This window comes from uncultured Roseobacter sp. (genome assembly GCF_947495275.1).
GTDB lineage: Bacteria > Pseudomonadota > Alphaproteobacteria > Rhodobacterales > Rhodobacteraceae > Roseobacter.
Map to the genome: position 1 here is coordinate 508,830 of NZ_CANLYL010000001.1, position 23,462 is coordinate 532,291.

Annotated in this window: 20 protein-coding genes; 5 read left to right on the forward strand and 15 right to left on the reverse strand. The window is 58.6% G+C overall.

Features of this window, described 5'->3' with window-relative positions; all coding sequences use genetic code 11:
• Window positions 1-4 precede the first annotated feature (4 nt).
• Genes Q0802_RS02460 through ftsW form a run of 5 tightly spaced genes read right to left on the reverse strand, consistent with a single transcriptional unit; the run spans window position 5 to window position 4,170 of the window.
• A complete protein-coding gene (locus tag Q0802_RS02460; protein WP_298913036.1) occupies window positions 5-253 on the reverse strand; it encodes a DUF2484 family protein in 249 nt (82 codons plus the stop codon).
• Window positions 250-498: a DUF2484 family protein gene (locus Q0802_RS02465; RefSeq protein ID WP_298913039.1), complete on the reverse strand. Its 249-nt coding sequence runs from the start codon at window positions 496-498 to the stop codon at window positions 250-252. The genes Q0802_RS02460 and Q0802_RS02465 overlap by 4 nt, the downstream gene beginning before the upstream one ends.
• The gene (murC, locus tag Q0802_RS02470; protein WP_298913042.1) at window positions 498-1,904 is read right to left on the reverse strand and encodes a UDP-N-acetylmuramate--L-alanine ligase; all 1,407 of its coding nucleotides are present in this window, start codon (window positions 1,902-1,904) and stop codon (window positions 498-500) included. The genes Q0802_RS02465 and murC overlap by 1 nt, the downstream gene beginning before the upstream one ends.
• A complete protein-coding gene (gene murG / locus Q0802_RS02475; RefSeq protein ID WP_298913045.1) occupies window positions 1,901-3,004 on the reverse strand; it encodes an undecaprenyldiphospho-muramoylpentapeptide beta-N-acetylglucosaminyltransferase in 1,104 nt (367 codons plus the stop codon). The genes murC and murG overlap by 4 nt, the downstream gene beginning before the upstream one ends.
• Entirely contained in the window at window positions 3,001-4,170 is a 1,170-nt protein-coding gene (gene ftsW, locus Q0802_RS02480) for a putative lipid II flippase FtsW (protein ID WP_298913048.1), read from the reverse strand. The genes murG and ftsW overlap by 4 nt, the downstream gene beginning before the upstream one ends.
• Before the next feature lie 139 nt (window positions 4,171-4,309).
• Between ftsW and Q0802_RS02485 the strand changes: the two genes are divergently transcribed.
• Window positions 4,310-5,479, forward strand: coding sequence for an NAD(P)/FAD-dependent oxidoreductase (locus tag Q0802_RS02485; RefSeq protein WP_298913051.1), 1,170 nt, complete (start codon window positions 4,310-4,312; stop codon window positions 5,477-5,479).
• Window positions 5,480-5,503: 24 nt separating this feature from the next.
• Here the strand turns inward: Q0802_RS02485 and murD are convergent, their stop codons facing one another.
• From murD to mraZ, 8 genes are all read right to left on the reverse strand, one after another.
• Window positions 5,504-6,895 carry a UDP-N-acetylmuramoyl-L-alanine--D-glutamate ligase gene (gene murD, locus Q0802_RS02490; protein WP_298913052.1) on the reverse strand — a complete coding sequence of 464 codons (1,392 nt, stop codon included), beginning with the start codon at window positions 6,893-6,895 and terminating at the stop codon, window positions 5,504-5,506.
• A gap of 120 nt (window positions 6,896-7,015) precedes the next feature.
• Window positions 7,016-8,098, reverse strand: coding sequence for a phospho-N-acetylmuramoyl-pentapeptide-transferase (mraY, locus tag Q0802_RS02495; RefSeq protein ID WP_298913054.1), 1,083 nt, complete (start codon window positions 8,096-8,098; stop codon window positions 7,016-7,018).
• Window positions 8,099-8,101: 3 nt separating this feature from the next.
• Window positions 8,102-9,538 (reverse strand): UDP-N-acetylmuramoyl-tripeptide--D-alanyl-D-alanine ligase, encoded by a 1,437-nt coding sequence (gene murF / locus Q0802_RS02500; protein WP_298913056.1) that lies wholly within the window; start codon window positions 9,536-9,538, stop codon window positions 8,102-8,104.
• Window positions 9,535-11,016 carry a UDP-N-acetylmuramoyl-L-alanyl-D-glutamate--2,6-diaminopimelate ligase gene (locus Q0802_RS02505; protein ID WP_298913059.1) on the reverse strand — a complete coding sequence of 494 codons (1,482 nt, stop codon included), beginning with the start codon at window positions 11,014-11,016 and terminating at the stop codon, window positions 9,535-9,537. The genes murF and Q0802_RS02505 overlap by 4 nt, the downstream gene beginning before the upstream one ends.
• 19 nt (window positions 11,017-11,035) lie before the next feature.
• Window positions 11,036-12,817: a penicillin-binding protein 2 gene (locus Q0802_RS02510; protein WP_298913062.1), complete on the reverse strand. Its 1,782-nt coding sequence runs from the start codon at window positions 12,815-12,817 to the stop codon at window positions 11,036-11,038.
• On the reverse strand, window positions 12,814-13,164 hold the full coding sequence (locus Q0802_RS02515; RefSeq protein WP_298913065.1) for a cell division protein FtsL: 351 nt from the start codon (window positions 13,162-13,164) through the stop codon (window positions 12,814-12,816). The genes Q0802_RS02510 and Q0802_RS02515 overlap by 4 nt, the downstream gene beginning before the upstream one ends.
• Window positions 13,164-14,156, reverse strand: coding sequence for a 16S rRNA (cytosine(1402)-N(4))-methyltransferase RsmH (gene rsmH, locus Q0802_RS02520; protein WP_298913067.1), 993 nt, complete (start codon window positions 14,154-14,156; stop codon window positions 13,164-13,166). Before rsmH ends, Q0802_RS02515 begins: the two co-directional genes overlap by 1 nt.
• Before the next feature lie 3 nt (window positions 14,157-14,159).
• Window positions 14,160-14,663, reverse strand: a complete 504-nt coding sequence (mraZ, locus tag Q0802_RS02525; protein ID WP_298913070.1) for a division/cell wall cluster transcriptional repressor MraZ — start codon at window positions 14,661-14,663, stop codon at window positions 14,160-14,162.
• A 740-nt stretch (window positions 14,664-15,403) separates the two neighbouring features.
• Between mraZ and Q0802_RS02530 the strand changes: the two genes are divergently transcribed.
• Window positions 15,404-16,174 carry a hypothetical protein gene (locus Q0802_RS02530; RefSeq protein WP_298913073.1) on the forward strand — a complete coding sequence of 257 codons (771 nt, stop codon included), beginning with the start codon at window positions 15,404-15,406 and terminating at the stop codon, window positions 16,172-16,174.
• 16 nt (window positions 16,175-16,190) lie between these two features.
• Here the strand turns inward: Q0802_RS02530 and Q0802_RS02535 are convergent, their stop codons facing one another.
• Window positions 16,191-17,261, reverse strand: coding sequence for an Mrp/NBP35 family ATP-binding protein (locus Q0802_RS02535; RefSeq protein ID WP_298913076.1), 1,071 nt, complete (start codon window positions 17,259-17,261; stop codon window positions 16,191-16,193).
• A 223-nt stretch (window positions 17,262-17,484) separates the two neighbouring features.
• On the opposite strand from Q0802_RS02535, the gene Q0802_RS02540 reads away from it, so the two are divergent.
• Both Q0802_RS02540 and Q0802_RS02545 read left to right on the forward strand, forming a co-directional pair.
• The gene (locus tag Q0802_RS02540) at window positions 17,485-17,721 is read left to right on the forward strand and encodes a DUF1127 domain-containing protein (protein ID WP_298913080.1); all 237 of its coding nucleotides are present in this window, start codon (window positions 17,485-17,487) and stop codon (window positions 17,719-17,721) included.
• A gap of 590 nt (window positions 17,722-18,311) precedes the next feature.
• Window positions 18,312-19,580, forward strand: a complete 1,269-nt coding sequence (locus Q0802_RS02545) for a Hint domain-containing protein (RefSeq protein ID WP_298913083.1) — start codon at window positions 18,312-18,314, stop codon at window positions 19,578-19,580.
• Here Q0802_RS02545 and Q0802_RS02550 read toward each other — a convergent pair.
• Window positions 19,577-21,919 (reverse strand): UvrD-helicase domain-containing protein, encoded by a 2,343-nt coding sequence (locus Q0802_RS02550; protein ID WP_298913085.1) that lies wholly within the window; start codon window positions 21,917-21,919, stop codon window positions 19,577-19,579. The two genes, Q0802_RS02545 and Q0802_RS02550, sit on opposite strands and share 4 nt — an antisense overlap.
• A 215-nt stretch (window positions 21,920-22,134) precedes the next feature.
• Here Q0802_RS02550 and Q0802_RS02555 point away from each other — a divergent pair, with 215 nt between their 5' ends.
• The gene (locus Q0802_RS02555) at window positions 22,135-23,277 is read left to right on the forward strand and encodes an alpha-hydroxy acid oxidase (protein ID WP_298913088.1); all 1,143 of its coding nucleotides are present in this window, start codon (window positions 22,135-22,137) and stop codon (window positions 23,275-23,277) included.
• Window positions 23,278-23,462 lie beyond the last annotated feature (185 nt).

Sequence of the window (23,462 nt, forward strand, 5' to 3'; positions counted from 1 at the left end):
ATCCTTATCGCACGGTCAGCCGTTTCAGCCATCGACCGAGATAGATCACCGGCCAGCGCAGGACGGACACCCCGGCGGCCAGAACCAGCAGTCCAACCCAGGGGCCGTGTTGCATGGTGACATATCCCACAATCGGAATGCCAATCGTAATCAGGATATATGCGTTGCGCCAATGATGGTCCTTGCTGGGCGTCATGGCCAAAACATTGGCGATCAGCGCCCAGACGGCCGCAAGCGTGAGAGACAGGCTCATTTCGGGATCTCCGGGGTTTGCCCGCGTGCTCGCGCCAGAAAATAGCGTAGCGGATTGCGAAACATGGAAACAAAAGCAAAAAGCGCGAGGGCCGCAGCCCACCACGCGACATCAATACCCACCCAAAGGATCAGGAGCGGTGCAAGGCCCAGTAAAACGATGCCCGGCGCATATTGCAGGCGCATGGGCAGCATCGCAACAATTGCTGAGGCAAAGACCCATCCGATACAGGCCCACAGCAGCATCAGGCGGCTCCTTTTTGCAGGCGGGCCGGCAATGCGTTGGCCCAGGCACTGATGGTCCCTGCCCCAAGGCAGACCACCATGTCACCGGGACGCGCCTGCTCTCTTACCAGGCGTTCCAGATCGTCCTCACCCATCACACTGCGCGCATGTCTGTGCCCATGGCGGATCAGGCCAGCAACCAGATCATCCCGGCTGGCACCTTCAATCGGGTCCTCGCCAGCGGCATAGACATCCGCAATGCCAACAACATCCGCATCGTTGAAACAGGCGCAGAAGTCATCAAAAAGACCCGACAAGCGGGTGTACCTGTGCGGCTGATGCACGGCGATCACACGCCCTTCAGTTGCTTGCCGGGCGGCTTTCAACACAGCGGCAATCTCAACCGGATGGTGGCCATAATCATCAATAATCGTCACGCCCTCAATCTCGCCGACCCGGGTGAAGCGCCGGTTAACGCCGCCAAAACTTGCCAGGGCGTCTCTGATCTGGTCGCCCTTCATACCCAGATGGCGCGCCACGGCCACCGCTGAAAGCGCGTTGGAGACGTTGTGGTCGCCCGGCATCGGCAAGGTGCAGCCTTCAATCACGATGCCTTCGGCCTGAAGCGCTACGTCAAAATGGGCAATGCCACCTTTGTAGCTCAAATTGACCGCACGCACGTCTGCCTGCGCGTTAAACCCATAGGTCACGATGCGCCGGTCGGTGATTTTGCCCACCAGTGACTGCACCTCCGCGTGATCCGTACAGCAGACCGCCACGCCGTAGAACGGGATGTTGGACACGAAATCCAGAAACCCCTGCCGCAAGGTGTCGAAATCACCCCAATGCTCCATATGTTCGGGGTCGATGTTGGTGACGATGGCAATAGTGGCAGGCAGCCTGTTGAAGGTGCCATCACTCTCGTCGGCCTCCACCACCATCCATTCGCCTTCGCCCTTGCGCGCATTAGAGCCGTAGGCGTGAATGATGCCCCCGTTCACAACCGTGGGATCAAAATCGCCTGCATCCAGCAACGTCGCCACCATCGTGGTGGTGGTCGTTTTGCCATGTGTCCCAGCCACGGCGATGTTGGATTTCAGACGCATCAGTTCCGCCAGCATCTCCGCGCGGCGTACAATGGGCAGACCCTGACTGCGGGCGGCATCCAGTTCGGCGTTACCGGGTTTGATCGCGCTGGAAATCACGACCACTTCGGCATTGGCGATATTGTCGGCGCTCTGGCCTTCGAAAATATGCGCTCCGAGATTTTCGAGGCGCTTGGTGATCGGCGTGGCCTTCAGATCAGACCCCTGAACGGTATAGCCATGGTTCAACAAGACCTCAGCAATGCCCGACATGCCGATACCCCCGATGCCGACAAAATGGATCGGTCCGACATCACCCGGCAGTTTTGTTGCAGCATTCATATCTCTTGCCCTTTGCCTGCAAGCTTCTCGACCATCTCTACCAGAAGTTCGGTTGCTTCGGGTTTGCCGAACTTCCCGGCTGAGCGGGCCATTTGCATGGCGCCATCGGGATTGTCCAGCACCGATGCGATCTGTTCCGCCAGGGCATCCACGCTGGCCTGACTTTCCGGCACCATGATCGCGCCGCCCGCCGCGACCAGCCCGCGTGCATTGGCCGTTTGGTGATCGCCCGCCGCCGCCGCAAAGGGGATCAGGATCGAGGGTCGGCCGATCACCGACAAATCCGCTACCGACGAGGCACCTGAACGACTGATCACCAATTGAGCTTCTGTCATCCGCCGGGGCACATCGTGGAAAAACGGCTGAACATCCGCCTTGATCCCATGTTCGGTGTAGAAAGAGGCGACCCGTTCCTGATCTTCTTCGCGCGCCTGATGACTGACGCGAATATTGGAGAGGATTTTCATGGGCAGCGCGGCAATGGCCGGGGGCACCACATCACTCAGAATACGCGCGCCCTGCGAGCCGCCGATCACCAGCATTTCCATCGGATAATCGCCGGGGGAGATGTAGCCTGCCTCGACCCGTTCAAGGATCGCACTGCGCACCGGGTTGCCTGTGTGCACGCCCTCGACGCCGTCAGGCAAATCCGTGGGCCAGGTGCCGCAAGCCACCGCATCAACACGTGGCGCAAAGAAGGTATTTACCTTGCCCAGAATACCATTTTGTTCATGTATCATGCGCGGCAGTTTCAATACATTGGCCGCCGCCAAAGCGGGAATGGTCGGGTAGCCGCCAAAGCCAACCACAACATCCGGCTTATTGCGCCAAAGACCGATCAATGCGCCGAGAACCCCAAGGCCGATCTGAAAAGGTGCCGCAATCTTGTCGAGCATGCCACCGCGCGCCAGAGTTGCGCTACGGATCTGTTCAATCTCAACCGAATGCGGGAAGCCGGAGGTATAACGCGCGCCCCGGGCATCAGTCGACAGTTTGACACGCCATCCACGCGCCAACATCGCCTCGGCCAACGCCTGTGCGGGAAACATGTGGCCACCCGTGCCGCCTGCGGCAATCAACAAGAGAGGCTGTGTGCTCAACGGGACCTCCCACGTGACAACAGATCGCTGATTTCACCCTGGGGCCGCGTGCGCGTGAAGGCCAGCAACATACCCACCGCGATGCCGCTGGCAATGACCGAAGATCCGCCATAGCTGACAAAGGGCAGCGTCATGCCTTTCGCGGGCAGCAGCCTCACGGCCACACCCATATTGATCATTGCCTGAACACCCAGAGTGCAGGCCAGACCGGTTCCGGCAAGGCGGATGAAGGGATCGCGCTCCCGCACCAACCGCAAGAGCGACCGCACCACCACCGTGGCATAAAGCGCAATGATCACCAGAACCAGAACCAGCCCGTATTCTTCTGCCGCGACGGCAATGATGAAATCCGTATGTGCATCCGGCAGCGACCATTTCACCTGTCCTTCGCCCACACCGACGCCAAAAAAACCACCCTCCTGAATGGCGTTTGTGGCGTATCCAAGCTGGGTTCTGGGGTCTACATCCGGGTTGAGAAATCCGTCGATACGCCGCGCGAAGTGCTCCGAGTTGGAATAGGCCAGCGTACCGCCAAAAATGACCAGCAGCGCCATTCCGACCAGTAGGGCCATGGGCGCACCGGCCACAAAATACATCACACCCCAGGAGAACAGCACCAGACAGCCCTGCCCGAAATCCGGTTGCATGATCAGCATCGAAACAATCGCGATGCACAACACGAAAGACCATGTCTTGCCCGGAGGGCCATTCAGATCGGAGGCCGCGGCCATCATCCAGGCGGCAACGACGACAAATCCGGGTTTGAGGAACTCAGAGGGCTGGATCGCGGCAAACCCAAGCCCATACCAGCGCACCGCCCCTTTGCCGAAATCGGTGCCAAAGAAGGGCAAAAGCGCCAGAGCGACAAAAGAGACCAGAAACCCCAGAACGGCCAGTCGCCGCACAAGCACGGGCGACATCATCGAGGTGATCATCATCGCGATCAGCGCCAATGTGCCAAAAGCGGCCTGCCGCTGCACGTAGTGAAAGGGTTCAAAACCGTTTTTGGCAGCCAGAGGGGGTGATGCAGCCAGACCAAGCAGCAAACCGACCGCAAAGAGCATCAGGATGCAGGACATCGCCCATTTGTCGATGGTGCGCCACCATTTGGGAAGGATCGGTTCACCATCGCGAACCGGAACTGCGCCATAGACCATTTCTGTCATGGGTGCCTGCCTTGGATATCGTTACACTGCCTCGATGCGCCCCTTTTTCGGGGTCTGCTGCGGGCATAGTAGCCTGAATTTATCCACAGCGCTAGCCTGAAGGCTTGCCATTCGCCTTATTTCACGCCACTTGGCGCGAATGCAGGTCGATACAGCGATCATAGGTGCCGGTGCCGCCGGAATGATGTGTGCCGCACATGCAAATGGCCGGATACTACTGGTCGATCACGCCCGTGCACCGGGTGAGAAGATCCGCATCTCGGGCGGCGGACGCTGCAATTTCACCAACCTTCACACGCAAGCCGGCGCGTTCCTGTCAGAAAACCCGCATTTCGCAAAATCGGCGCTGGCGCGGTATACCCAGTGGGATTTCATAGACCTGGTGGATCACCACGGCATCGCCTGGCACGAAAAGACACTGGGCCAGCTCTTTTGCGACACCTCTGCCAAGGAAATCATCACCATGCTGCGCGGGTTGATGCAGCAAAACGGCGTTGGTCTGCGGTTGCAGACCGCAGCACACAGCATTGCCAAAACCGCCGATGGATTCACCCTGATGCTGTCGCAGGAGGGCATTGAAACGCAGGTCTACGCCAAGCGGCTGGTGATCTCGACCGGCGGCAAATCCATTCCCAAGATGGGTGCCACCGGCATGGCCTATGATGTGGCGGCGCAATTCGGGATATCAGTGACCCCCACACGCCCCGCTTTGGTTCCGTTCACCTTTGCCAAAGACCGGTTCGCCGCTCTTGCCGGCGTCGCGACGAACGCGCGTGTCACGGCGAATGGCCAGAGTTTTGACGAAGCGCTGCTTTTTACTCATCGCGGATTGTCCGGGCCGGCCATTCTGCAGGCCTCCTCCTACTGGCGCGACGGGGATGACGTCACGGTCAATCTGTTGCCCAACGGTCGCTTGGTGGAGGATTTGAGAGCGCGGCGCACGCAGGCCGGGCGAAAGAACCTGACCACGGAACTGGCGCAATACCTGCCCGCGCGTCTGGTCGAGCATTTCGCAACGCAGATGGATCTGACCGGTAATCTTGCCGATCAGTCCGACGCCCGTTTGCGGCAGATTGCGACGGCACTATCGCACTGGTCCCTGACGCCCACCGGCACCGAAGGGTATCGCACCGCAGAGGTCACTTTGGGTGGGATAAACACCGATGAGCTATCGGCAAAAACGATGGAAACGCACAAGGTACCGGGGCTTTTCTTCATTGGCGAGGCCGTCGATGTGACCGGCTGGCTAGGCGGGTATAATTTCCAGTGGGCGTGGTCGTCGGCGATGGCTGCGGCTCAAGCGCTGTAGACGGCTTCCATCGAAACCTCTGGATCAGAGGAATTTTTCAACCTCTGCCATAAAGGCGTCTCCGCGTTTTTCGAAATTGTCGTATTGATCGAAGCTCGCCGCCGCCGGGGCCAGCAGCACAACATCGCCGGGGTCCGCATCCGCTACGGCCATGGCCACGGCCTTCTGCATCGTGGTGCAGACTTCCGCCTCCACCGGCAGTTGCATCGCGAATTGCGCCGCTTCACGCCCGATGACATAGGCCTTTTTGACCGATGACGCCGCACCAAGGCTGGCGAGCCCGCCTTCTTTCTCCAACCCGCCGCAAATCCAGCGCACCGCCTCAAAAGCGGCAAGCGCCTTGGCGGCGGCATCGACGTTTGTGGCCTTGCTGTCATTGACAAAGCGCACGCCATTTTTCTCCCCGACGATCTGACTGCGATGGGGCAGGCCTGCAAAACTGTGAAACGCCTTTTCAATGACCTTGGGCGCCAGACCGAGAGACCGACAAGCCGCATAGGCTGCGCAGGCGTTTTGATGATTGTGCGCGCCCGGCAGACCGGGCACGGCGCGCAGATCAATGGACGCGGCCTGTTTGCCCTTTCGGTATTCGGACAAAAACCCCTTCCGGGCGAAGACATGCCATCCCGGACCACTGAGTTTCGCAGCGACAGAAACGCGAATAACACGGTCATCGCCCGGGCTTTCGGAAAGCTGCCCGGCCAAATATTGTCCCTCGGGCTCATCAACACCGATCACCGCCCGATCCGGCCCGCCTTCGGCAAAGAGCCGTCTCTTGGCCGCGAAATACCCTCCCATGCCGCCATGTCGGTCCAGATGATCGGGGCTGAGATTGGTGAAAACCGCAATATCGGGCGTCAGGCTGCGCGCCAGTTCGGTCTGATAACTCGACAGTTCCAGCACCACCACTTCACCATCATGCGGCGGCTCCATGTCCAGAACACCACGCCCGATGTTGCCGGCAAGCTGACAAGGCCGGCCTGCTTCCTGCAGGATGTGATGGATCAATGCGGAAGTGGTCGATTTACCATTGGAACCGGTAACAGCGATCACGCGCGGCAAGACGTCAAAACCGTTCCAGGCAGCCGTGGCGAAGGACTGGAAAAACAAGCCGATGTCATTGTCCACCGGGACACCCGCAGCCAAAGCGGCAGCAACAACCGGGTTGGCCGCGGGGTACAGATGCGGAATGCCGGGGCTGACGATCAGGCAGGAGATATCGTCGAAATCACGCGCATCGCGAAATGCAAGGCATTCGAACCCTTCTGCTTCGGCATGTTCCCGTGCGGTTGTAGTGTCGTCCCAGCAAAGCGGCACCGCACCACCAGCAACCAAGGCGCGTGCTGCACTCATTCCCGAGCGTCCCAAACCCAGAACGGCCACCTGCTGCCCCTGCATCCCCTGAACCGGAATCACCTGCTATCTCCTTTTGGAAACCTTGTGCGACACTGGCGTTCCATCGCGAAGAGAACAAGCAGCATCCGTTGATCGTGAGCCAGTTGCATGAGAGTCCAACGAAGGGCGCTTCACGCCTTTCTACCGTACTTTCAGGGTGGCCAGACCAATCATCGCAAGGATCAGCGAGATGATCCAGAAACGGATCACAATCGTCGATTCCGCCCAGCCCTTTTTCTCGTAGTGGTGATGGATCGGTGCCATCAGGAACACCCGTTTGCCAGTGCGCTTGAAATAAAGCACCTGAATGATCACGCTCATGGCCTCGACCACAAAAAGCCCACCCACAATCGCCAAAACGATCTCGTGTTTGGTTGAGACGGCTATGGCGCCGAGCGCGCCGCCCAAGGCGAGGCTGCCAGTGTCACCCATGAAAACCGCAGCGGGCGGGGCGTTATACCACAAAAAACCCAGCCCCCCGCCGAAGATACCAGCTGTGAAGATCAGGATTTCCCCGGTACCCGCCACGTAGTGCACGTCCAGATATTCGGTGAAATCGACCCGGCCGACGGCGTAGGAAATCACCCCCAACGTTCCTGCCGCGATCATCACCGGCATGATGGCCAATCCGTCCAGACCGTCCGTCAGGTTGACCGCATTCGCTGCCCCTACGATGACGATGATGGAAAACGGCACAAAGAAATACCCCAGATTGAGCAGCGTGTCTTTGAACACCGGCAGTGCGAGGCGGTTCTGCAGCGGGTCAGGGTGATATTGCGCCGCCCAATATGCGGCCACGGCTGCGATGGCGAACCCCAAAAGCAGGCGCACACGTCCCGGCACGCCGGCGCTGCTTTGCTTGGAAACCTTGGCATAGTCATCCATGAAACCGATGGCGGCAAAGGACATGGTAACGAACAAAACAATCCAGATGAATGGATTGTCGAGCCGCGCCCAGAGCAATGTGGAGGTCAACAGTGCCCCGACGATCAGCAACCCCCCCATGGTCGGCGTGCCCGCTTTGACAAAATGCCCCTCGGGCCCATCGTCGCGAATGGGCTGTCCCTTGCCCTGCCGCTTGCGCAGCACAGCGATCAAGGGCCTGCCGAAGAGAAAGCCGAACACAAGCGCTGTCAGAAATGCGCCCCCAGCGCGGAAAGTGATATAGCGAAAGAGGTTGAAAAAATCGCCCCCGTCCGACAGCAGCGTAAGCCAATAAAGCATCCGTTATCCTTCTTCGACGTCGAGCGGGGCATGTCCCATTTTACGTATGGCGTCAACGATAAGCGCCAGTTTTGTGCTGAGTGACCCCTTGGCGAGCACGACATCACCGCTGTCGAGATGCCGCTTCAGGTGCGGTGCAGCCTCTTGCGCGGTCGCATACCAGTCACCCCGCTGCGCATCCGGCAGCAATTCATAAAGCGACCGCATCAATGGCCCGATGCAATGGATCACGTCGAGTTTTTGAGTGGCAGGCAGATGCGCGAGCCCTGCATGCAGGGCGATCTCATCGGTCCCCAGCTCTTTCATATCGCCCAGATAGGCTATCCGGCGTCCCTTGGAGACACGTCCAATGTCATTTGTCACAGGTGCCGCCGCCAGAACCTCGATCGCTGCGGCCATGGACGTCGGATTGGCATTGTAGCTGTCATCAATCAGATCGAGCGACAGACGTGTGTCCACGGCGTCCAGATATATGCGCTCCCTCTGCCCCCGCCCCTTGTAGGGCTTCCAGCGGCCCAGGGCACCGACGGCCAGCGCCATATCACCCTTCAGTGCGGCCACAACGGCGAGGGCTCCGAGCGCATTCATCGCAAAATGCCGCCCCGGCGAGGCGATTTTGAACAGGAGCGGCGCGTCGCCCATCTGCGCCTGAACGACCGTGGTCTCATCGCGCAAATCCGCGCGGATCAGTTTGAAATCATAACCTTCCGTGCCAAAACTGATGTCTCGCAACTTGCAGTCCAGCGCCTTGGCCATGACGATGGCAGCCGTGTCCATATCGGCGTTGAGCACTGCCACGCCACCCGACTCGACCCCCTCAAAAATCGACGCTTTTTCAACCGCGATCCCGGTGATGTCGTCAAATGCTTCCAGATGCGCCGCCGCCACAATTGTCACAAGCGCGACATGGGGCCGCGCCATTTTGGCCAGCGGTGCAATTTCACCGGGATGGTTCATGCCGATCTCGATGACCGCAAATTCAGTGTCTTCCGGCATCCGCGCCAAGGTCAGCGGCACACCCCAATGGTTGTTGTAACTGGCCACGGAAGCATGGGTGCGCCCCTGGGCTGAAAGCATTTCAAGCAGCATTTCCTTGGTGGAGGTCTTGCCCACACTGCCGGTCACGGCTGCAACCTTGCCCGACATGCGCGCGCGCGCCGCCCGGCCCAAAGCTTCCAACCCCGCCAGAACATTCTCGACAATCAGCAGGGGTGCATCTGCGGCCAGCCCCTCAGGTAAATGATCGACAAGGGCAGCTGCGGCACCCTTTTCCAACGCCTGAGCGACAAATTCATGACCGTCGCGCTGGTCTTTCAGGGCGACAAATAGATCGCCGGGTTGCAAGCTGCGGGTGTCGATGGACACGCCCGTTGCCGCCCAATCGCCTTGCAGACGCCCGCCGGTCGCCTCGGCAGCAGCGCTGGCTGTCCACAAACTCATGGCATCCTCCCGTCAAGAGCCGCGACCGCAACGCTGGCCTGTTCGGCATCATCGAACGGCAGAATATCACTGCCGACGGTCTGCCCGGTTTCATGGCCTTTGCCGGCAATCAACAGCGCGTCGCCCGGCCCCAACGCGTCGACACCGCGCAGGATCGCCTCCGCCCGGTCGCCCACTTCCAGCGCGTCAGGCGCGCCCAGCAATACCGCCGCGCGGATGGTTTCGGGGTCTTCGGTGCGCGGATTATCATCCGTCACAATCACCATATCCGCGTTTTCATCAGCCGCCTGCCCCATCAACGGGCGTTTGGTGGCATCGCGGTCACCACCGGCACCGACAATCGCAATCAGCCGGCCCAGCACATGCGGTCTGAGTGCCTTGAGCGCAGTCGCAATCGCATCCGGCGTATGCGCGTAATCGACGAAAACCGTCGCGCCATTGTCGCGCTTGGCGACCAGTTGCATGCGTCCCCGCACGGTTCTGAGATCCTGAAAAGTGTCAAAGACGTGATTGGGTTTTTCGCCGCAGGCAATCACCAGTGCCGCCGCGAGCATCACGTTTTCGGCCTGAAAATCGCCAATCAGGTTCAGGCGGCGCACATAGGATTTTCCCAGATGCAGGAACCGAACGGTCTGGCCGGTAGCATCCACCTGAATATTGCCCAGATGAAAATCACCGATCTGACGCCCCACACTGACCACCGGACATCCACGCGCCGTGGCAATCGCGGCCAAATCGACGCCGCGTTCTTCTTCGATATTGATGACGGCTTTGGCGTCTTCGGGCAGAACCCGTGCAAAAAGCCCCGCTTTGGCATCGAAATAAGCCTCGAAACTGTCGTGGTAATCCAGGTGATCCTGCGTGAAATTCGTGAAACCGGCGGCCTTGAGCGTCACCCCGTCGAGCCTGCGCTGATCCAGCCCGTGGCTGGAAGCTTCCATCGCCGCATGGGTCACACCGTGGTCTGCCGCCTGCGCCAAAGCCCGGTGCAGGGTTATCGGTTCCGGCGTGGTATGCATCAGCGGCGCGGTCCAGGCACCTTCCACCCCGGTTGTGCCCAGATTGATCGCGTTATGCCCCAGCAAGGTCCAGATCTGACGCACGAAGGTGCTGACGGAAGTTTTGCCATTGGTGCCCGTGACGGCGATCATGACAGGCGGCTGACGCCCGAACCAGAGCGAAGCCGCGCGCGCCAGAGCCTCGCGTGGTGCGGTGGTGACAATCAGGGCAGCATCACTTTCAGCCAGCACGTCCGCCGCGATCCGGGCACCTTCCGCGTCCGTCAGGATCGCTGCCGCCCCCATCCGTAGTGCATATTGAATGAACTCGGCCCCGTGCATTTTCACGCCCGGCATCGCCGCGAAAAGAAACCCCTCCTCCACGTCGCGGCTGTCCACGGCAAGACCGGTGATGTCGGGGTTCCGGCCCCCGATCGCGGTGAGCCCCAAGGATGAAACTGTCTTTACCTGATCGCTCATTGCCCCCGCCTTTGTCGGCTTAGTTCTTGGTGAGCTTTATATCGGTCAATTCCTGAGGTTCAACGGTTGGTCGCAACCCCAGAAGGGGTGCCACACGCTTGATCATCTCTGCCGCCACGGGCACGGCGGTCCAGCCTGCCGTGCGGCGCGGCTTGTCGCCGATGGTATCCACCGGCTCATCAAGCGTGACAATCAGGACGTATCGCGGATCATGCGCGGGGAAGATCGAGGCAAACGTCGCGATAACCTTGTCGTCATAATACCCCCCCTGCGGGCGCGGTTTGTCCGCCGTGCCGGTCTTGCCGCCCACCGCATAACCCGCCACATCGCCAAAGCTGGCGGTGCCATCCGTCACCACGCGCCGCAACATCTTGCGCGCGGCTTTGGAGGAAGCTTCGGAGAACACGCGCTGCCCAAGCTGTGGGCCATCCTGTCTCAGGATTGTCGGCTGGACCTTCAGCCCGCCATTTGCAATCGCCGCATAACCTGCCGCCAGATGCATCGGCGAGGTCGACAGCCCATGACCGTAGGAGATGGTCATGGTGCTCAACTCGGACCAGTTGCGCGGCAAAAGCGGTTTTCCTGTCGCCGCCTCGACGATTTCGAAACCCGTCGCCTCCAGCATGCCCAACTCTTTGAGAAAACCGCGCTGCCTTTCGGCACCGATCTGCATGGCCAGACGCGCCGTGCCGATATTTGACGATTTTTCTATGATCTTCGAGACGGTGAGCGTATCGCCGTAGTTGCGGAAATCACGAATGCGGAATTTGCCCCAACGCAGCGGGCCTTTGGTGTCGATCACCGTTTGCGGGTTCACCAACCCCAGATCCATCGCCTGTGCGACCGTGAATATCTTGAAGGTCGAACCCAGTTCATAGACGCCCTGAACCGAACGGTTGAAAAGCGGGCTGTCGGATTGATCCCCTTTGGTCGCCGGGCGGGGCCGGTCGTTGGGATCGAACGTCGGCAAGGAGACGACGCTGATCACCTCACCGGTGTGGACATCCATCAGAATTGATGTGGCCCCTTTGGCGTTCATCAGTCTCATACCGCCATAAAGCACACGCTCAGCAGCTGCCTGCACCGTCAGGTCAAGTGATAACGCCAAAGGTCTGTTACCATTGGCCGGATCGCGCAGATGATCGTCGAAATATTTCTCGACCCCCGCCACGCCGATGACTTCGGCGGCATGCACGCCTTCGCGACCGTAGCTGGCGCCGCCCAGCACATGCGCCGCCAGACGCCCGTTCGGATATAGCCGCATGTCACGTGACCCAAAGAGCAGACCGGGATCGCCAATTTCATGTACAGCCTGCATCTGTTCCGGGCTGATCTTGCGCTTGATCCAGATGAATTTGCGCGCACCTGTGAAATCTTCGAGCAGTTCCTTTTCTTCCAAATCGGGGAAAATTGCTGCGAGTTCGCGCGCCGAATGGGCCGGATCAATCATATGGGGCGGTTGCGCATAAAGCGAATGGGTTTCGAAGTTCGTGGCCAAAAGGCGGCCCTGCCTGTCCACGATGTCGGCGCGCGAGGCGTGTATGCGACTGCCAGGCGCTTCGACCTGCGGCTCTACCGGTTCCGCCGTTGCCAGCATGCCCATACGCGTGCCAACCACACTGAAGGCAACCACGAAAAACAGCCCCAGGACCAGCAAGCGGCCTTCGGCGCGCTGACGGGCTTGATCGCGCATCTGCTCATGGCGGATGCGAATGTTTTCGCGCTCGATAGCGTCGGGGTTTTCCCCCTTTGCGCGGGCCTCCAGAATGCGGGCCAGCGGACGAAGCGGTGTGCGGATCATGGGCGGGCCTCCCCGGTCAGGTTGATCACATCTACCGGATTTGTGATCGGCAGCAGAGGATCAGGCGGATACGCCACCTGATCGACATATCCAAATTGTTCCGGATGCAATTCCAGCAAACCGAGCCGGTCGTAGTTGATTTCCGCCAGATCACGCAGCCGATCAGGACGGTTCAGATAAGCCCATTCAGCACGCAGCACCGCAAGGCGTTCATGCGCCGCGCGAATTTCCTGCCGCAGGTCTCTGGTCTCGGAAAGAGCTGCCTGCGTGGCGTAGTTTTCACGGTAGGCCCAAAATGCCAGGCTGATCACGCTCAGCGTCGTGAGAATATATAATAACGTGCGCATCAAATAACCTCTTTCACCATCGGCATGCCAATGGCTTTCGCTTCTATATCTTTCGCCGGTGCGTCCGTGCGGATCGCCACGCGCAGCTTGGCAGACCGCGCGCGCGGATTGGCGGCAATTTCTTCTGCATCCGCCACAATCGCCTTGCGCGATTTCAGGGCAAATGCCGCCGGTTCCTGCTTGGCCTGCGGCGCGTACCGATTTGCGTTTCCGCCTGCACCGGCCCGTTGGGTCAGAAACCTTTTCACCATCCGGTCCTCAACAGAATGAAACGTGACAACGGCGAGATAACCACTCGGTTTCAGAGCGCGCTCCGCCGCCATAAGCCCTTGGAAAAGCTCACCATATTCGTCATTCACAGCGATTCTCAACGCCTGAAAACTGCGCGTGGCCGGATGCGACTGACCGGGTTTGACGCGTGGCAAACAGCTCTCGATGATACCCGCCAACCGCAAGGTGGTGGTGATTTTTTCGGATGCCCGTTCCCGCAAAATCGCTTTGGCGATGCGACGGCTTGCGCGCTCTTCCCCGAACTGAAAAAGGATATTTGCGATCACCTCTTCGGAGGCTTCATTCACGATATCCGCCGCCGAAATGCCCTCCTGACTCATGCGCATGTCCAGCGGACCGTCGCGCATGAAGGAAAACCCGCGCTCTGCCAAATCGAGCTGCATGGAAGAAACGCCAAGATCAAGCACCACACCATCCAGAGCGCTGGCATAGCTGTCCATTTGGGAAAACACCCCAGGCTGCTGAACCAGACGCGCACCGTAGTCGGCCGACCAATCCGCCGCCATTTCAAAAGCCAGAGGATCACGATCAACAGCAATGACAGTCTGAGCCCCCGCATCCAGCAGTCCCCGCGTGTAACCACCGGCGCCGAAAGTGCCGTCCAGCCATGTGCCTGCTACCGGACCAACCGCTTTCAGGATCGCGGACAACAGGACGGGAATGTGGGGGGCAGAAGGGTCGGAGGAGGCCGCAGCAGCCATGGTTTACGCCCCCTGTTTGCCGTCCAAAAACGCCATGGGATCAAAATCTTCCGGCAGATCATCGAGCCAGGCTTCGGTCTTGGAAGCCTCTTCCGCTTCATAGGTTTCCGGCCGCCATATCTGGAACGTGTCGCCTGCGGCGATGAAAAACGCTTCCTTGTCGAGGTCGATCTTCTGGCGCAGTTTTGCAGGCAGAACGAGCCGACCGGTTTCATCCACCGACGTCGGAAAGGACTGTCCGTGAAACAGCCTCTGGAGCATCTTGCGCTCCATTGATCCCCGCGGCAGGGCGTCGATCTTGTCGTCCACCTCGTTGATGGCTTCCATGGTGTAGCATTCAAGGTAGTTGCGACGGTGGTCCCCATAGACGATGACCAGTTCCGGTGCATCTCCAGAGGTCCAATTTGGATCAGCAGCCTCGATCACACGCCGAAAAGAGGCCGGGATAGAGACCCGCCCCTTTGTGTCGACCTTATGATGGCTTTCGCCTCTGAACCTGCGGTTCACTGCCTTATCCCAATCTTTCGCGCCACATTAGGTTTGACGCTTATCCCCCTGCCGTGAAATGGAAACGGCGGGTTGATCTGCTGCCACTGATCAACCCGCCGCCCTCGTCCCGCACTTGCGGGGAAGTCCAGCTGCGCGCGCCACCTGGGGGGATGTCTGCTCGCTCGCGCGCCGGATCTCTTGGTCTGATGAAAGCGAGGTGCCTGTATGAAACCTGCTAGAGTTTTTTGTCTTGCCTGGGGTCGTTTGGTGCCCCTGTCTCGTTCTCATCTGATGCCATAAGGTATAGCGTGGGAATTCATGGTACAGCAAGGGATTTTTAGTTACCAAACCTCTAACTCTCAATTCATGCGTTAAGAAATGCTGTGTTTTCTGCAAGAAATCGCCGAATATCGAGAACAAGTTGTATAAACTGCAGCCAGAACTACTAAATATAGACAACGCCTTAGAGGCATTGGTTTCCCCCGATTTCCCAAATTATTTCCATATTCTTTGCAAGCCAAGCATATGTTCTCTCTACGTTCCAAAAGCCAAGCGGCTATTCAAACGCATTACTTGCCAAAAATTCGGAGTTTGATTCGTTTTGAACCTTTGTTCATGGCATCTCGCCGCACATAAAGCCGGTGCGTCCCATCATTTCCCATGACCGGTAGCCGAAAGAGAATCTTCATATGGGTGTGTCACCCACAGGGATTACGCGATACAGCAGTCGGCAAATCAAATCGGAAAGTTACGAATCTGTGAGTAAACCCATCGATATCCTCGGCCGATCCTTCAGGCTCATCTTCGCTGAACCCGGTCGGACGCTGAAAGTCATCGCGCCGGGCGTGGCCCTTGTTGCCGTCGCCACAGCCTTTTTGTTCGGCAGCCTTGCCAATATGTCAGACAATGATTTGACGCCTCCTGAACCGGTCAGCTGGCCCCTCGTTGTTGTGGCCATCATAGTGGGGCTTCTGGGCGCGATGGTCTTCGCAATTTTCTGGCACCGCCACGCTCTTTTGGAAGGTGACCAACGTGAAGACGTCATGCGACCGACCTCCGCGATCTATGGTGCGTATTTCAAATGCGCCTTGATTGTCGGTTTCGTGTTCTTCGTCGTGGCCTTGCTGGGATCAATCGCGACCGGCTTTGTCGTGGCAATCCTCGCCGCCGCAACGGGCCCCGTCGGCGCCGTGATCTCTATCATCCTGTTCCTCGTTCTGGCGATCGTCTTGTCCTGGGTTTTGCTGAGGATCAGCCTGATCCTTCCGGCTGCCGCGACAGGGCACATCATGACGTACTCAGAAAGTTGGGAAGCAACCCGAGCATCGTCGCGGGATATTTTCTGGACGGCCGTTCTGCTTGGCGTGATCAATGTGGTTCTGGAGCAACTGGCCCAGGGATTGATACTCGCCGTTCCCAACCTCGCGATCTTCTTCGCCGTCTTGCAGGGGTTACTTCAATCCCTGATCTACGTCAGCGTATTGAGCACGTTATACGGTCATTTGGTTCAAGGTCGCCCTTTGACGTGACAACGCTTGGGCGGCACTAGGCCATGCCGCCCTTGATCAACCGATCAGCAATACGGGCATAGGCTTCGGCCATGGGACCTTCACCCACCGCAATGGGCGTACCGCCATCCCCGGCAAGGCGCGTTTCGAGGTCAATCGGTAGCGCCCCCAGAAGCGGCACACCCATTTTCGCGGCCTCGGCAGCGACCCCACCCTGACCAAATATCTGATGCTCTGAGCCGCAATCGGGGCAGATAAACAAGGACATGTTTTCGATCAGCCCCAAGACAGGCGTCTTGAGCGTGGCAAACATATCAAGAGCCTTGCGCGCATCAATCAGAGCCACATCCTGAGGGGTCGAGACGACAATAGCACCGGTGAGTTCTGATTTGGTGCACAGGGTCAGTTGCACATCACCCGTGCCGGGGGGCAGGTCGACGATCAGCACGTCAAGCTCGCCCCATTCCACCTGCCCCAGCATCTGCTGCAGCGCGCCCATCAGCATCGGCCCGCGCCAGACGACGGCCTTACCCTCCTCCAGCATGAACCCGATCGACATCAGCGTCACACCATGTGCGTGCAGCGGGATAATCGTTTTGCCATCCGGCGAAGCCGGACGTTTGTTGACCCCCATCATGCGCGGTTGCGACGGGCCATAGATATCCGCATCCAGCAACCCTACTTTTCGGCCAGCCTTCGCCAAGGCGACGGCAAGGTTGGAGGAGACAGTGGATTTGCCCACACCGCCCTTACCTGACCCGATGGCCAGAATGCGCTTCACACCACTGGGCTTGCTGGGCCCGTCCTGCGGTTTAGGATGACCGCCGATTTTCAGACTGGGCGGGGCTGGTTTTTCGGCGGGGCCGTGCGCCGTCAACGCAACCGACGCCTGCCCAACACCTGGCAGTTCCGATACCAACTTCTCTGCGGCATCCCGTATCGGGCCCATTTGGCGCGCCACTTCAGGTGTCGGGGCCTCTATCACAAAGCGCACCTTATCGCCGTCAACGGTCAGCGCCCGAATCAAATCATGCGCCAGCAGGCTTTTACCGTCCGGCAACGAGATCCGTTCCAGCACGGCTTCAATTTCGGCCTTTGTCACAGACATGCTCAATTTCTCCTCATGCGCGCCGATTTTTCCGGCATGCGCTTCCGCTAACACTAGTTAGTGCGTCCAACTGCCTAACCCTATAGCGACACGCATAAATTTACGCTAGGTCGCCCATGCAATTGCTGCATAGCAGCATTGACGAGCTATCTATTGTGCAGATGCAGCATAAACCTACATAACGATCACAACACGGTAACGAACGAAAGTACGAGGCACCAAGATGGCCTATTACACACAGACAAACACAGCATCCGCCAGCCTGTTCGAACGGGCTCTGGCTTTCACCGCATCGCTGCTGAACGCAGCGGCCCAACGCTACGCAACCCATCGCGTCTATCGCCAGACATATGATGAACTGGCCGGTTTGAGCGAGCGCGAACTGAATGATCTGGGCCTCAGCCGCTCGATGATCAAAGGTTTGGCCTGGGAAACTGCGCAATCCTATACGGGCAAATAAGCCCGTCAAAGATCACACGCCCACCTCCTCCCTAGGGCGTGTGTGACCCCGCGGCGGCATCTTCTCCTCCCCTGATGTCGTCGCAAGAATTCCAGCCCGCCGAAAATTACGGGCACCTGACCGAAACTGGCCAGGGAAACGAAATCAGACGCGCCTTTCCTCCTCCCTGGGGCGTCTGTGGTAAGGCGGTGGCATCTATCCTCCTCCCGGATGTCACCGTCCCTTTTTATTCGAGCCGCAGGCTCAATGTCATACGTCCAAGGGCCTCCTCCTCCCTGACCCGGCAGACGAACGCGAAAGGCGGCTTCCTCCTCCCGGAAGCCGCCTTTTTCTCTTTTCGTGATCCAGAAACAGTTTTTGAAATCGGATGACGGATCAAAATTCTCTGCTTCAATTCGATGCATTTTGATCAATTCTATGGCCCATCAACCCTGCGCTGGCGCATTCTGGGCTAAAAGCGGCTCAAATTGTCAGGGTCCATATGACCTTGGGTCAGATCATGTTATGAAATCATCAGACGGCGCGGGCTCGAAACAAACCGATTGTGGAACCCGCTTTCCCACGTCAATCGAAAAAGACGAGCGTGTGGCATGCCAGTATTCATCAGATTAACAAACGCAAACATTACCGATCCATCTTTCTGGGCAGGCCTTGATATAGGGCCCAACAGCACGATTGATGCCCGTGGCATCAATGATCGCTTCCAAATCACTCTGAACGCCAATTCAATTACGTTCACGGATACCGAAAATGGCGGGGTCACGACATATCTGGACACTGACATCGCAGGTGGTTCATTCAGCGAATTTGTTGAATTCAGAGGCAATGATGCGAACAACAATGTCAGCGGCTCCGTCGGCCTGAACGCACGTGGCTACAGAGGTGGCTCTGGCGATGACACGTTCACTGATGATGGCTCGTTGGGCGGCACGATCCGCGGGGGACGTGGCGATGATGTCCTGATCGGGGGCACAGGTAATAACAACATCAGGGGCGGCGCAGGCGATGACATTCTGCGCGGCGGATCGGGAAACAACAATCTCAGAGGGGGTTCAGGCGATGACATTCTCTTTGCAGAAGACGGCAGTGGCAATCTGGAAGGAGAAGGCGGCGACGACACCATTTTTGCCGGACTGAACACGACATTCGTGCGTGGCGGGTCCGGCGACAATTCGTTGACGGTTCCCGCCGGCTCCACCGTCACACCGTTTTTCCCCGGATCAGACGGCGGGGAAGTGCTTCTGCCAAATGGCAATCAGTTTACCTATCTCGACATATCGAACGTTACAGTCGCCTGTTTCGCGGCAGGCACAATGATTGATGTGCCTGGCGGAGCCACGGCCATTGAAAACCTCGCCGTGGGTGATCTGGTTGAAACACTGGATCATGGCCCCCGCGCCATCCGTTGGATCGGGTGCCGAACCGTGCCGGGATTGGGCGGATGCACGCCCATCACCTTCATGCCCGGCAGTATTGGCAACCGGCAAAAGATCAGACTGTCGCCACAGCACCGTGTGCTATTGTCAGGCTGGCGGTGTGAGCTGATGCTTCAGACACCAGAAGTTCTGTGCAGCGCAAAGCACCTCTGTGACGGAGATCAGATTTTTGCCGCACCCTGCCAAATGGTCACGTATTTTCATTTGATGTTCGACAAGCACGAGATCGTCTTCTCTCAAGGCGCGCGACTAGAGAGCTTTTTTGTCGGCGAATACATCTCGCGTGAGGATCGGGCGACATTCAACGAATTGGTCGCAATTTTCCCTGAGCTTGGCGCGGGCAGCGGTCGCGGGCATCGCCCAGCACGTCCCATCGTCAAGAGCTTCGAAGCAACCGCCCTTTTAGGCAATGAAACTTACTAAAAGGGTATATCGTCACACCCGGTCACGAACTTCGCGACCACCTTTTTCACGCCAGCTTTCTCAAAAGCAATCTCCAGCTTGTCACCCTCGATACCCTGGATGGCCCCGTAGCCGAATTTCTGGTGAAAGACCCGCTCCCCCATAACAAAGCTCGACACGGCGGACATGTCGATAACCGTATTTTTATGCTCACGCGGCTGACTGACCGGGCGGTCCTGGCTGCGGGCCTGCAAGCGCCGCCAGCCGGGGGAGTTGTAGACATTCGCCTCTGCCGCAGCCTCGTGCAGGTTTGAACTTGGCGCAGCCGCCCCATAGCTGCCACCGTAAAGGCCGGGCGGGGTCAGAACTTCGACGTGCTCTTCGGGCAGCTCATCAATAAACCGGGATGGCATGGCGCTTTGCCACTGGCCATGTATCTGGCGGTTGCCCACAAACGAGATCGTACAAACCTGTTCGGCGCGGGTGATCCCCACATAAGCCAACCGGCGCTCCTCTTCGAGCCCCTTCATGCCGCTTTCATCCATAGAGCGCTGCGAGGGAAACAAGCCATCCTCCCACCCCGGCAGGAAAACAATCGGAAATTCCAGACCTTTGGCGCCGTGCAGCGTCATGATGCTGACTTTCTGTTCCTCGGCCGCGCTTTCATTGTCCATGTTCAGGCTGACTTCTTCTAGGAATCCCTGAAGGTTGGTGTAATCTTCAAGACCACCAACCAGTTCTTTCAGGTTTTCGAGCCGTCCTGGGGCTTCGGGCGTCTTCTCGTTCTGCCAGAAAGCGGTATAACCACTTTCATCAAGAATGCTTTCGGCGACTTCGATATGGCTGATGGTGTCGTCCTTGAGCATACGGTGCCAGCGCGCAATATCAGTGACAAATTGCTTGAGCTCCGCGCCGCCTTTTCCTTTGATCAATCCGCCATCAACCGCCAGCCGCGCCCCTTCAATCAAACTGACACCGTTGGCACGGGCAGTTAACTGAATGGTCTGTTGCGCTTTCGGGCCAAGCCCCCGTTTGGGCACATTGACGACCCGTTCAAAGGCCAGATCGTCTTCGGCGCTGACAACCAGACGGAAATAAGCGATCGCATCGCGACACTCCAGCCGCTCGAAGAAACGCGGCCCGCCGATCACCCGATAGGGCAAGCCAATCTTGAGAAACCGGTTTTCAAGAACCCGCATCTGATGCGACGCGCGCACCAGAACGGCCATCTGATCCAGGCCAAAGGCAGGCATTCCACGGGTCCCACGTTGCGCAGCCTCGATCTCTTCGCCGATCCAGCGGGCTTCCTCTTCGCCGTCCCAATGGCCGATCAGGCGCACCTTCTCGCCGTCATTGACCTCCGTAAAGAGGGTCTTTCCAAGACGGTTTTCATTGCCTGCTATCACGCCGGAGGCCGCGGCCAGAATATGCGGCGTCGAGCGGTAATTCTGTTCCAGCCGCACCACATGCGCGCCCGGGAAATCCTTTTCAAATCGCAGGATATTGCCCACTTCTGCCCCGCGCCAGCCATAGATCGACTGATCATCGTCACCCACGCAACAGATGTTCTTGTGCCCCCCGGCCAACAGGCGCAGCCACAGGTATTGCGCCACGTTGGTGTCCTGATATTCGTCCACAAGGATATAGGCAAACCAGCGCTGGTACTGCGCCAGAACATCCGGATGGGCCTGAAAGATCGTGACCATATGCAAGAGCAGATCGCCGAAATCTGTTGCGTTGAGTTCTTTCAGGCGCTGCTGGTATTGCGCGTAAAGCTCAGTGCCACGATGATTATAGGCCCCGCCGTCGCTGGCGGGCACTTTATCGGGTGTAAGAGCGCGGTTTTTCCAACCATCGATGATGCCCGCAAGCTGCCGGGCGGGCCAGCGCTTGTCGTCGATCCCGTCCGCCGCAACAAGCTGCTTGAGCAGCCGCAACTGATCATCCGTGTCCAGAATGGTGAAATTGGATTTCAACCCGACAAGTTCCGCATGGCGGCGCAAGAGCTTCACACAGATCGCATGAAACGTGCCCAGCCACGGCATCCCTTCGATCTGATGACCCAGCATCTGACCAACCCGGTTTTTCATCTCCCGCGCGGCTTTGTTGGTAAAAGTCACCGCAAGGACTTCATTCGGACGGGCGCGACCAGTATTGAGCAGATGCACTATTCTTGCCGTCAACGCGCGGGTTTTGCCAGTGCCCGCCCCTGCCAGCATCAGCACGGGGCCATCCAGTTGTTCCACCGCCGCCCGCTGCGCCGGGTTCAACCCGTCCAGATAGGGTTGGGGCCGCGCCGCCATCGCGCGCGCGCTCAGCGATGCTCCCTCGAAAGCGTCCATTTCATCAAAGCTGCTCATTTTCGAGAGCATAGCTCTGGCAAGCGCGAAAGAAAAGATATGTTCGACTTCTGTTCTATCATGAAACGCCTGTGACATTTGATCAGTGGCGCCTTTGCTGTCTCAACGATCGCGGTCGTCGATCCTGAGCGGCATTGGACCTTCTGCGCAACCAGCTTGCACCACACAGACCACGCTTCTAGGGTGCCGTGGATCATCGCACAAAAACGGCTGAAATGACCGATCTTCACTCGAAATACCCTGCGATCAGCGATTTGAGAGACGCAGCGTATCGGCGCATTCCCCGTTTCGCCTGGGAATATCTCGATTCCGCTACCGGCACCGAAGCCACAAAGCAGCGTAACCGCGCCGCCTTGGATCGAATCGGACTGGTGCCATCGATCCTTCATGGGGAAATCGAAGTCGACTTGAGTGTCAATCTGCTCGGACGCGAAGTACCGCTTCCATTCGGTGTCGCGCCCGTGGGCATGTCCGGTCTGATGTGGCCGGACGCGGAAGGCCATATTGCGCGGGCAGCGGCCAAGGCTGGCATTCCCTACACGCTCTCCACCGTCGCCAGTCAGTCGCCCGAAGACCTCGCCCCGCATCTGGGTGCCGAGGCATGGTTTCAGATGTACCCGCCGCGCGATGAAGATGTCCGTCGGGACATGCTGGCGCGCGCGCGCTCGGCAGGATTTCACACGCTGGTGTTAACCGTTGATGTCCCCGTGGCGTCGCGCCGTGAACGGCAGACGCGTTCGGGGTTGACGCAACCGCCGCGCCTGACACCGCGCCTGCTGGCGCAGGTTGCCGCCTGCCCCGCATGGGCCCTGGGGATGGCGCGGCGCGGGATGCCGCGCATGCGGGGGCTGGACAAATACACTGCCAAGACCGCCACCGCGCTGTCATCGACACAGCACGCCGGTTACCTGCTGCGCACCTCGCCGGATTGGGATTACGTCAAATGGCTGCGCGACGCCTGGGAAGGCTCTTTTGTGATCAAGGGGGTGTTACGTATTGAGGATGCCGCAAAACTGGAAAACCTGGGCGTTGATGCGCTGTGGGTTTCCAATCACGCCGGACGGCAATTTGATGCAGCCCCTGCAGCCATTGACGTCTTGCCCGGCATGCGCAAGGCGAGCAAACTCCCGTTGATCTTCGATTCCGGTATCGAAGGCGGGTTGGACATTCTGCGCGCCATCGCATCGGGCGCCGATTTCGTGATGCTGGGGCGGGCATTTCACTTTGCGCTGGCCGCACTTGGACCAACGGGCCTCGACCATCTCATTGACCTGCTGAAGAAAGACCTGGAGGCAAATATGGGCCAACTGGGAGCCAGATCACTGGCGAATCTGCCCCCAACCCTGCGGTTCGACTGACAAAATACAAGGCTGACACGCGCATAATCGCCCGAAAAATCTCGGCGTCCTTGCCGCAAGGTCACTTTACATTTCCGCCTCAAAATGCTGCGGTGCGGCGGAAAGCTCGGGTTCCTACCCAATACTACGCGTTTACGTGGCGCAATAATGTTTCTACACAGGCGCAACTGCCCAACAGCGACGAG

Excerpts from the sequence above, each read along its gene's own strand:
- Q0802_RS02460 (WP_298913036.1), bottom strand. The coding sequence starts at position 253 with ATGAGCCTGTCTCTCACGCTTGCGGCCGTCTGGGCGCTGATCGCCAAT.
- Q0802_RS02465 (WP_298913039.1), bottom strand. The coding sequence starts at position 498 with ATGCTGCTGTGGGCCTGTATCGGATGGGTCTTTGCCTCAGCAATTGTT.
- murC (WP_298913042.1), bottom strand. The coding sequence starts at position 1,904 with ATGAATGCTGCAACAAAACTGCCGGGTGATGTCGGACCGATCCATTTT.
- ftsW (WP_298913048.1), bottom strand. The coding sequence starts at position 4,170 with ATGACAGAAATGGTCTATGGCGCAGTTCCGGTTCGCGATGGTGAACCG.
- Q0802_RS02485 (WP_298913051.1), top strand. The coding sequence starts at position 4,310 with ATGCAGGTCGATACAGCGATCATAGGTGCCGGTGCCGCCGGAATGATG.
- mraY (WP_298913054.1), bottom strand. The coding sequence starts at position 8,098 with ATGCTTTATTGGCTTACGCTGCTGTCGGACGGGGGCGATTTTTTCAAC.
- murF (WP_298913056.1), bottom strand. The coding sequence starts at position 9,538 with ATGAGTTTGTGGACAGCCAGCGCTGCTGCCGAGGCGACCGGCGGGCGT.
- Q0802_RS02505 (WP_298913059.1), bottom strand. The coding sequence starts at position 11,016 with ATGAGCGATCAGGTAAAGACAGTTTCATCCTTGGGGCTCACCGCGATC.
- Q0802_RS02510 (WP_298913062.1), bottom strand. The coding sequence starts at position 12,817 with ATGATCCGCACACCGCTTCGTCCGCTGGCCCGCATTCTGGAGGCCCGC.
- Q0802_RS02515 (WP_298913065.1), bottom strand. The coding sequence starts at position 13,164 with ATGCGCACGTTATTATATATTCTCACGACGCTGAGCGTGATCAGCCTG.
- rsmH (WP_298913067.1), bottom strand. The coding sequence starts at position 14,156 with ATGGCTGCTGCGGCCTCCTCCGACCCTTCTGCCCCCCACATTCCCGTC.
- Q0802_RS02535 (WP_298913076.1), bottom strand. The coding sequence starts at position 17,261 with ATGTCTGTGACAAAGGCCGAAATTGAAGCCGTGCTGGAACGGATCTCG.
- Q0802_RS02540 (WP_298913080.1), top strand. The coding sequence starts at position 17,485 with ATGGCCTATTACACACAGACAAACACAGCATCCGCCAGCCTGTTCGAA.
- Q0802_RS02545 (WP_298913083.1), top strand. The coding sequence starts at position 18,312 with ATGCCAGTATTCATCAGATTAACAAACGCAAACATTACCGATCCATCT.
- Q0802_RS02550 (WP_298913085.1), bottom strand. The coding sequence starts at position 21,919 with ATGAGCAGCTTTGATGAAATGGACGCTTTCGAGGGAGCATCGCTGAGC.
- Q0802_RS02555 (WP_298913088.1), top strand. The coding sequence starts at position 22,135 with ATGACCGATCTTCACTCGAAATACCCTGCGATCAGCGATTTGAGAGAC.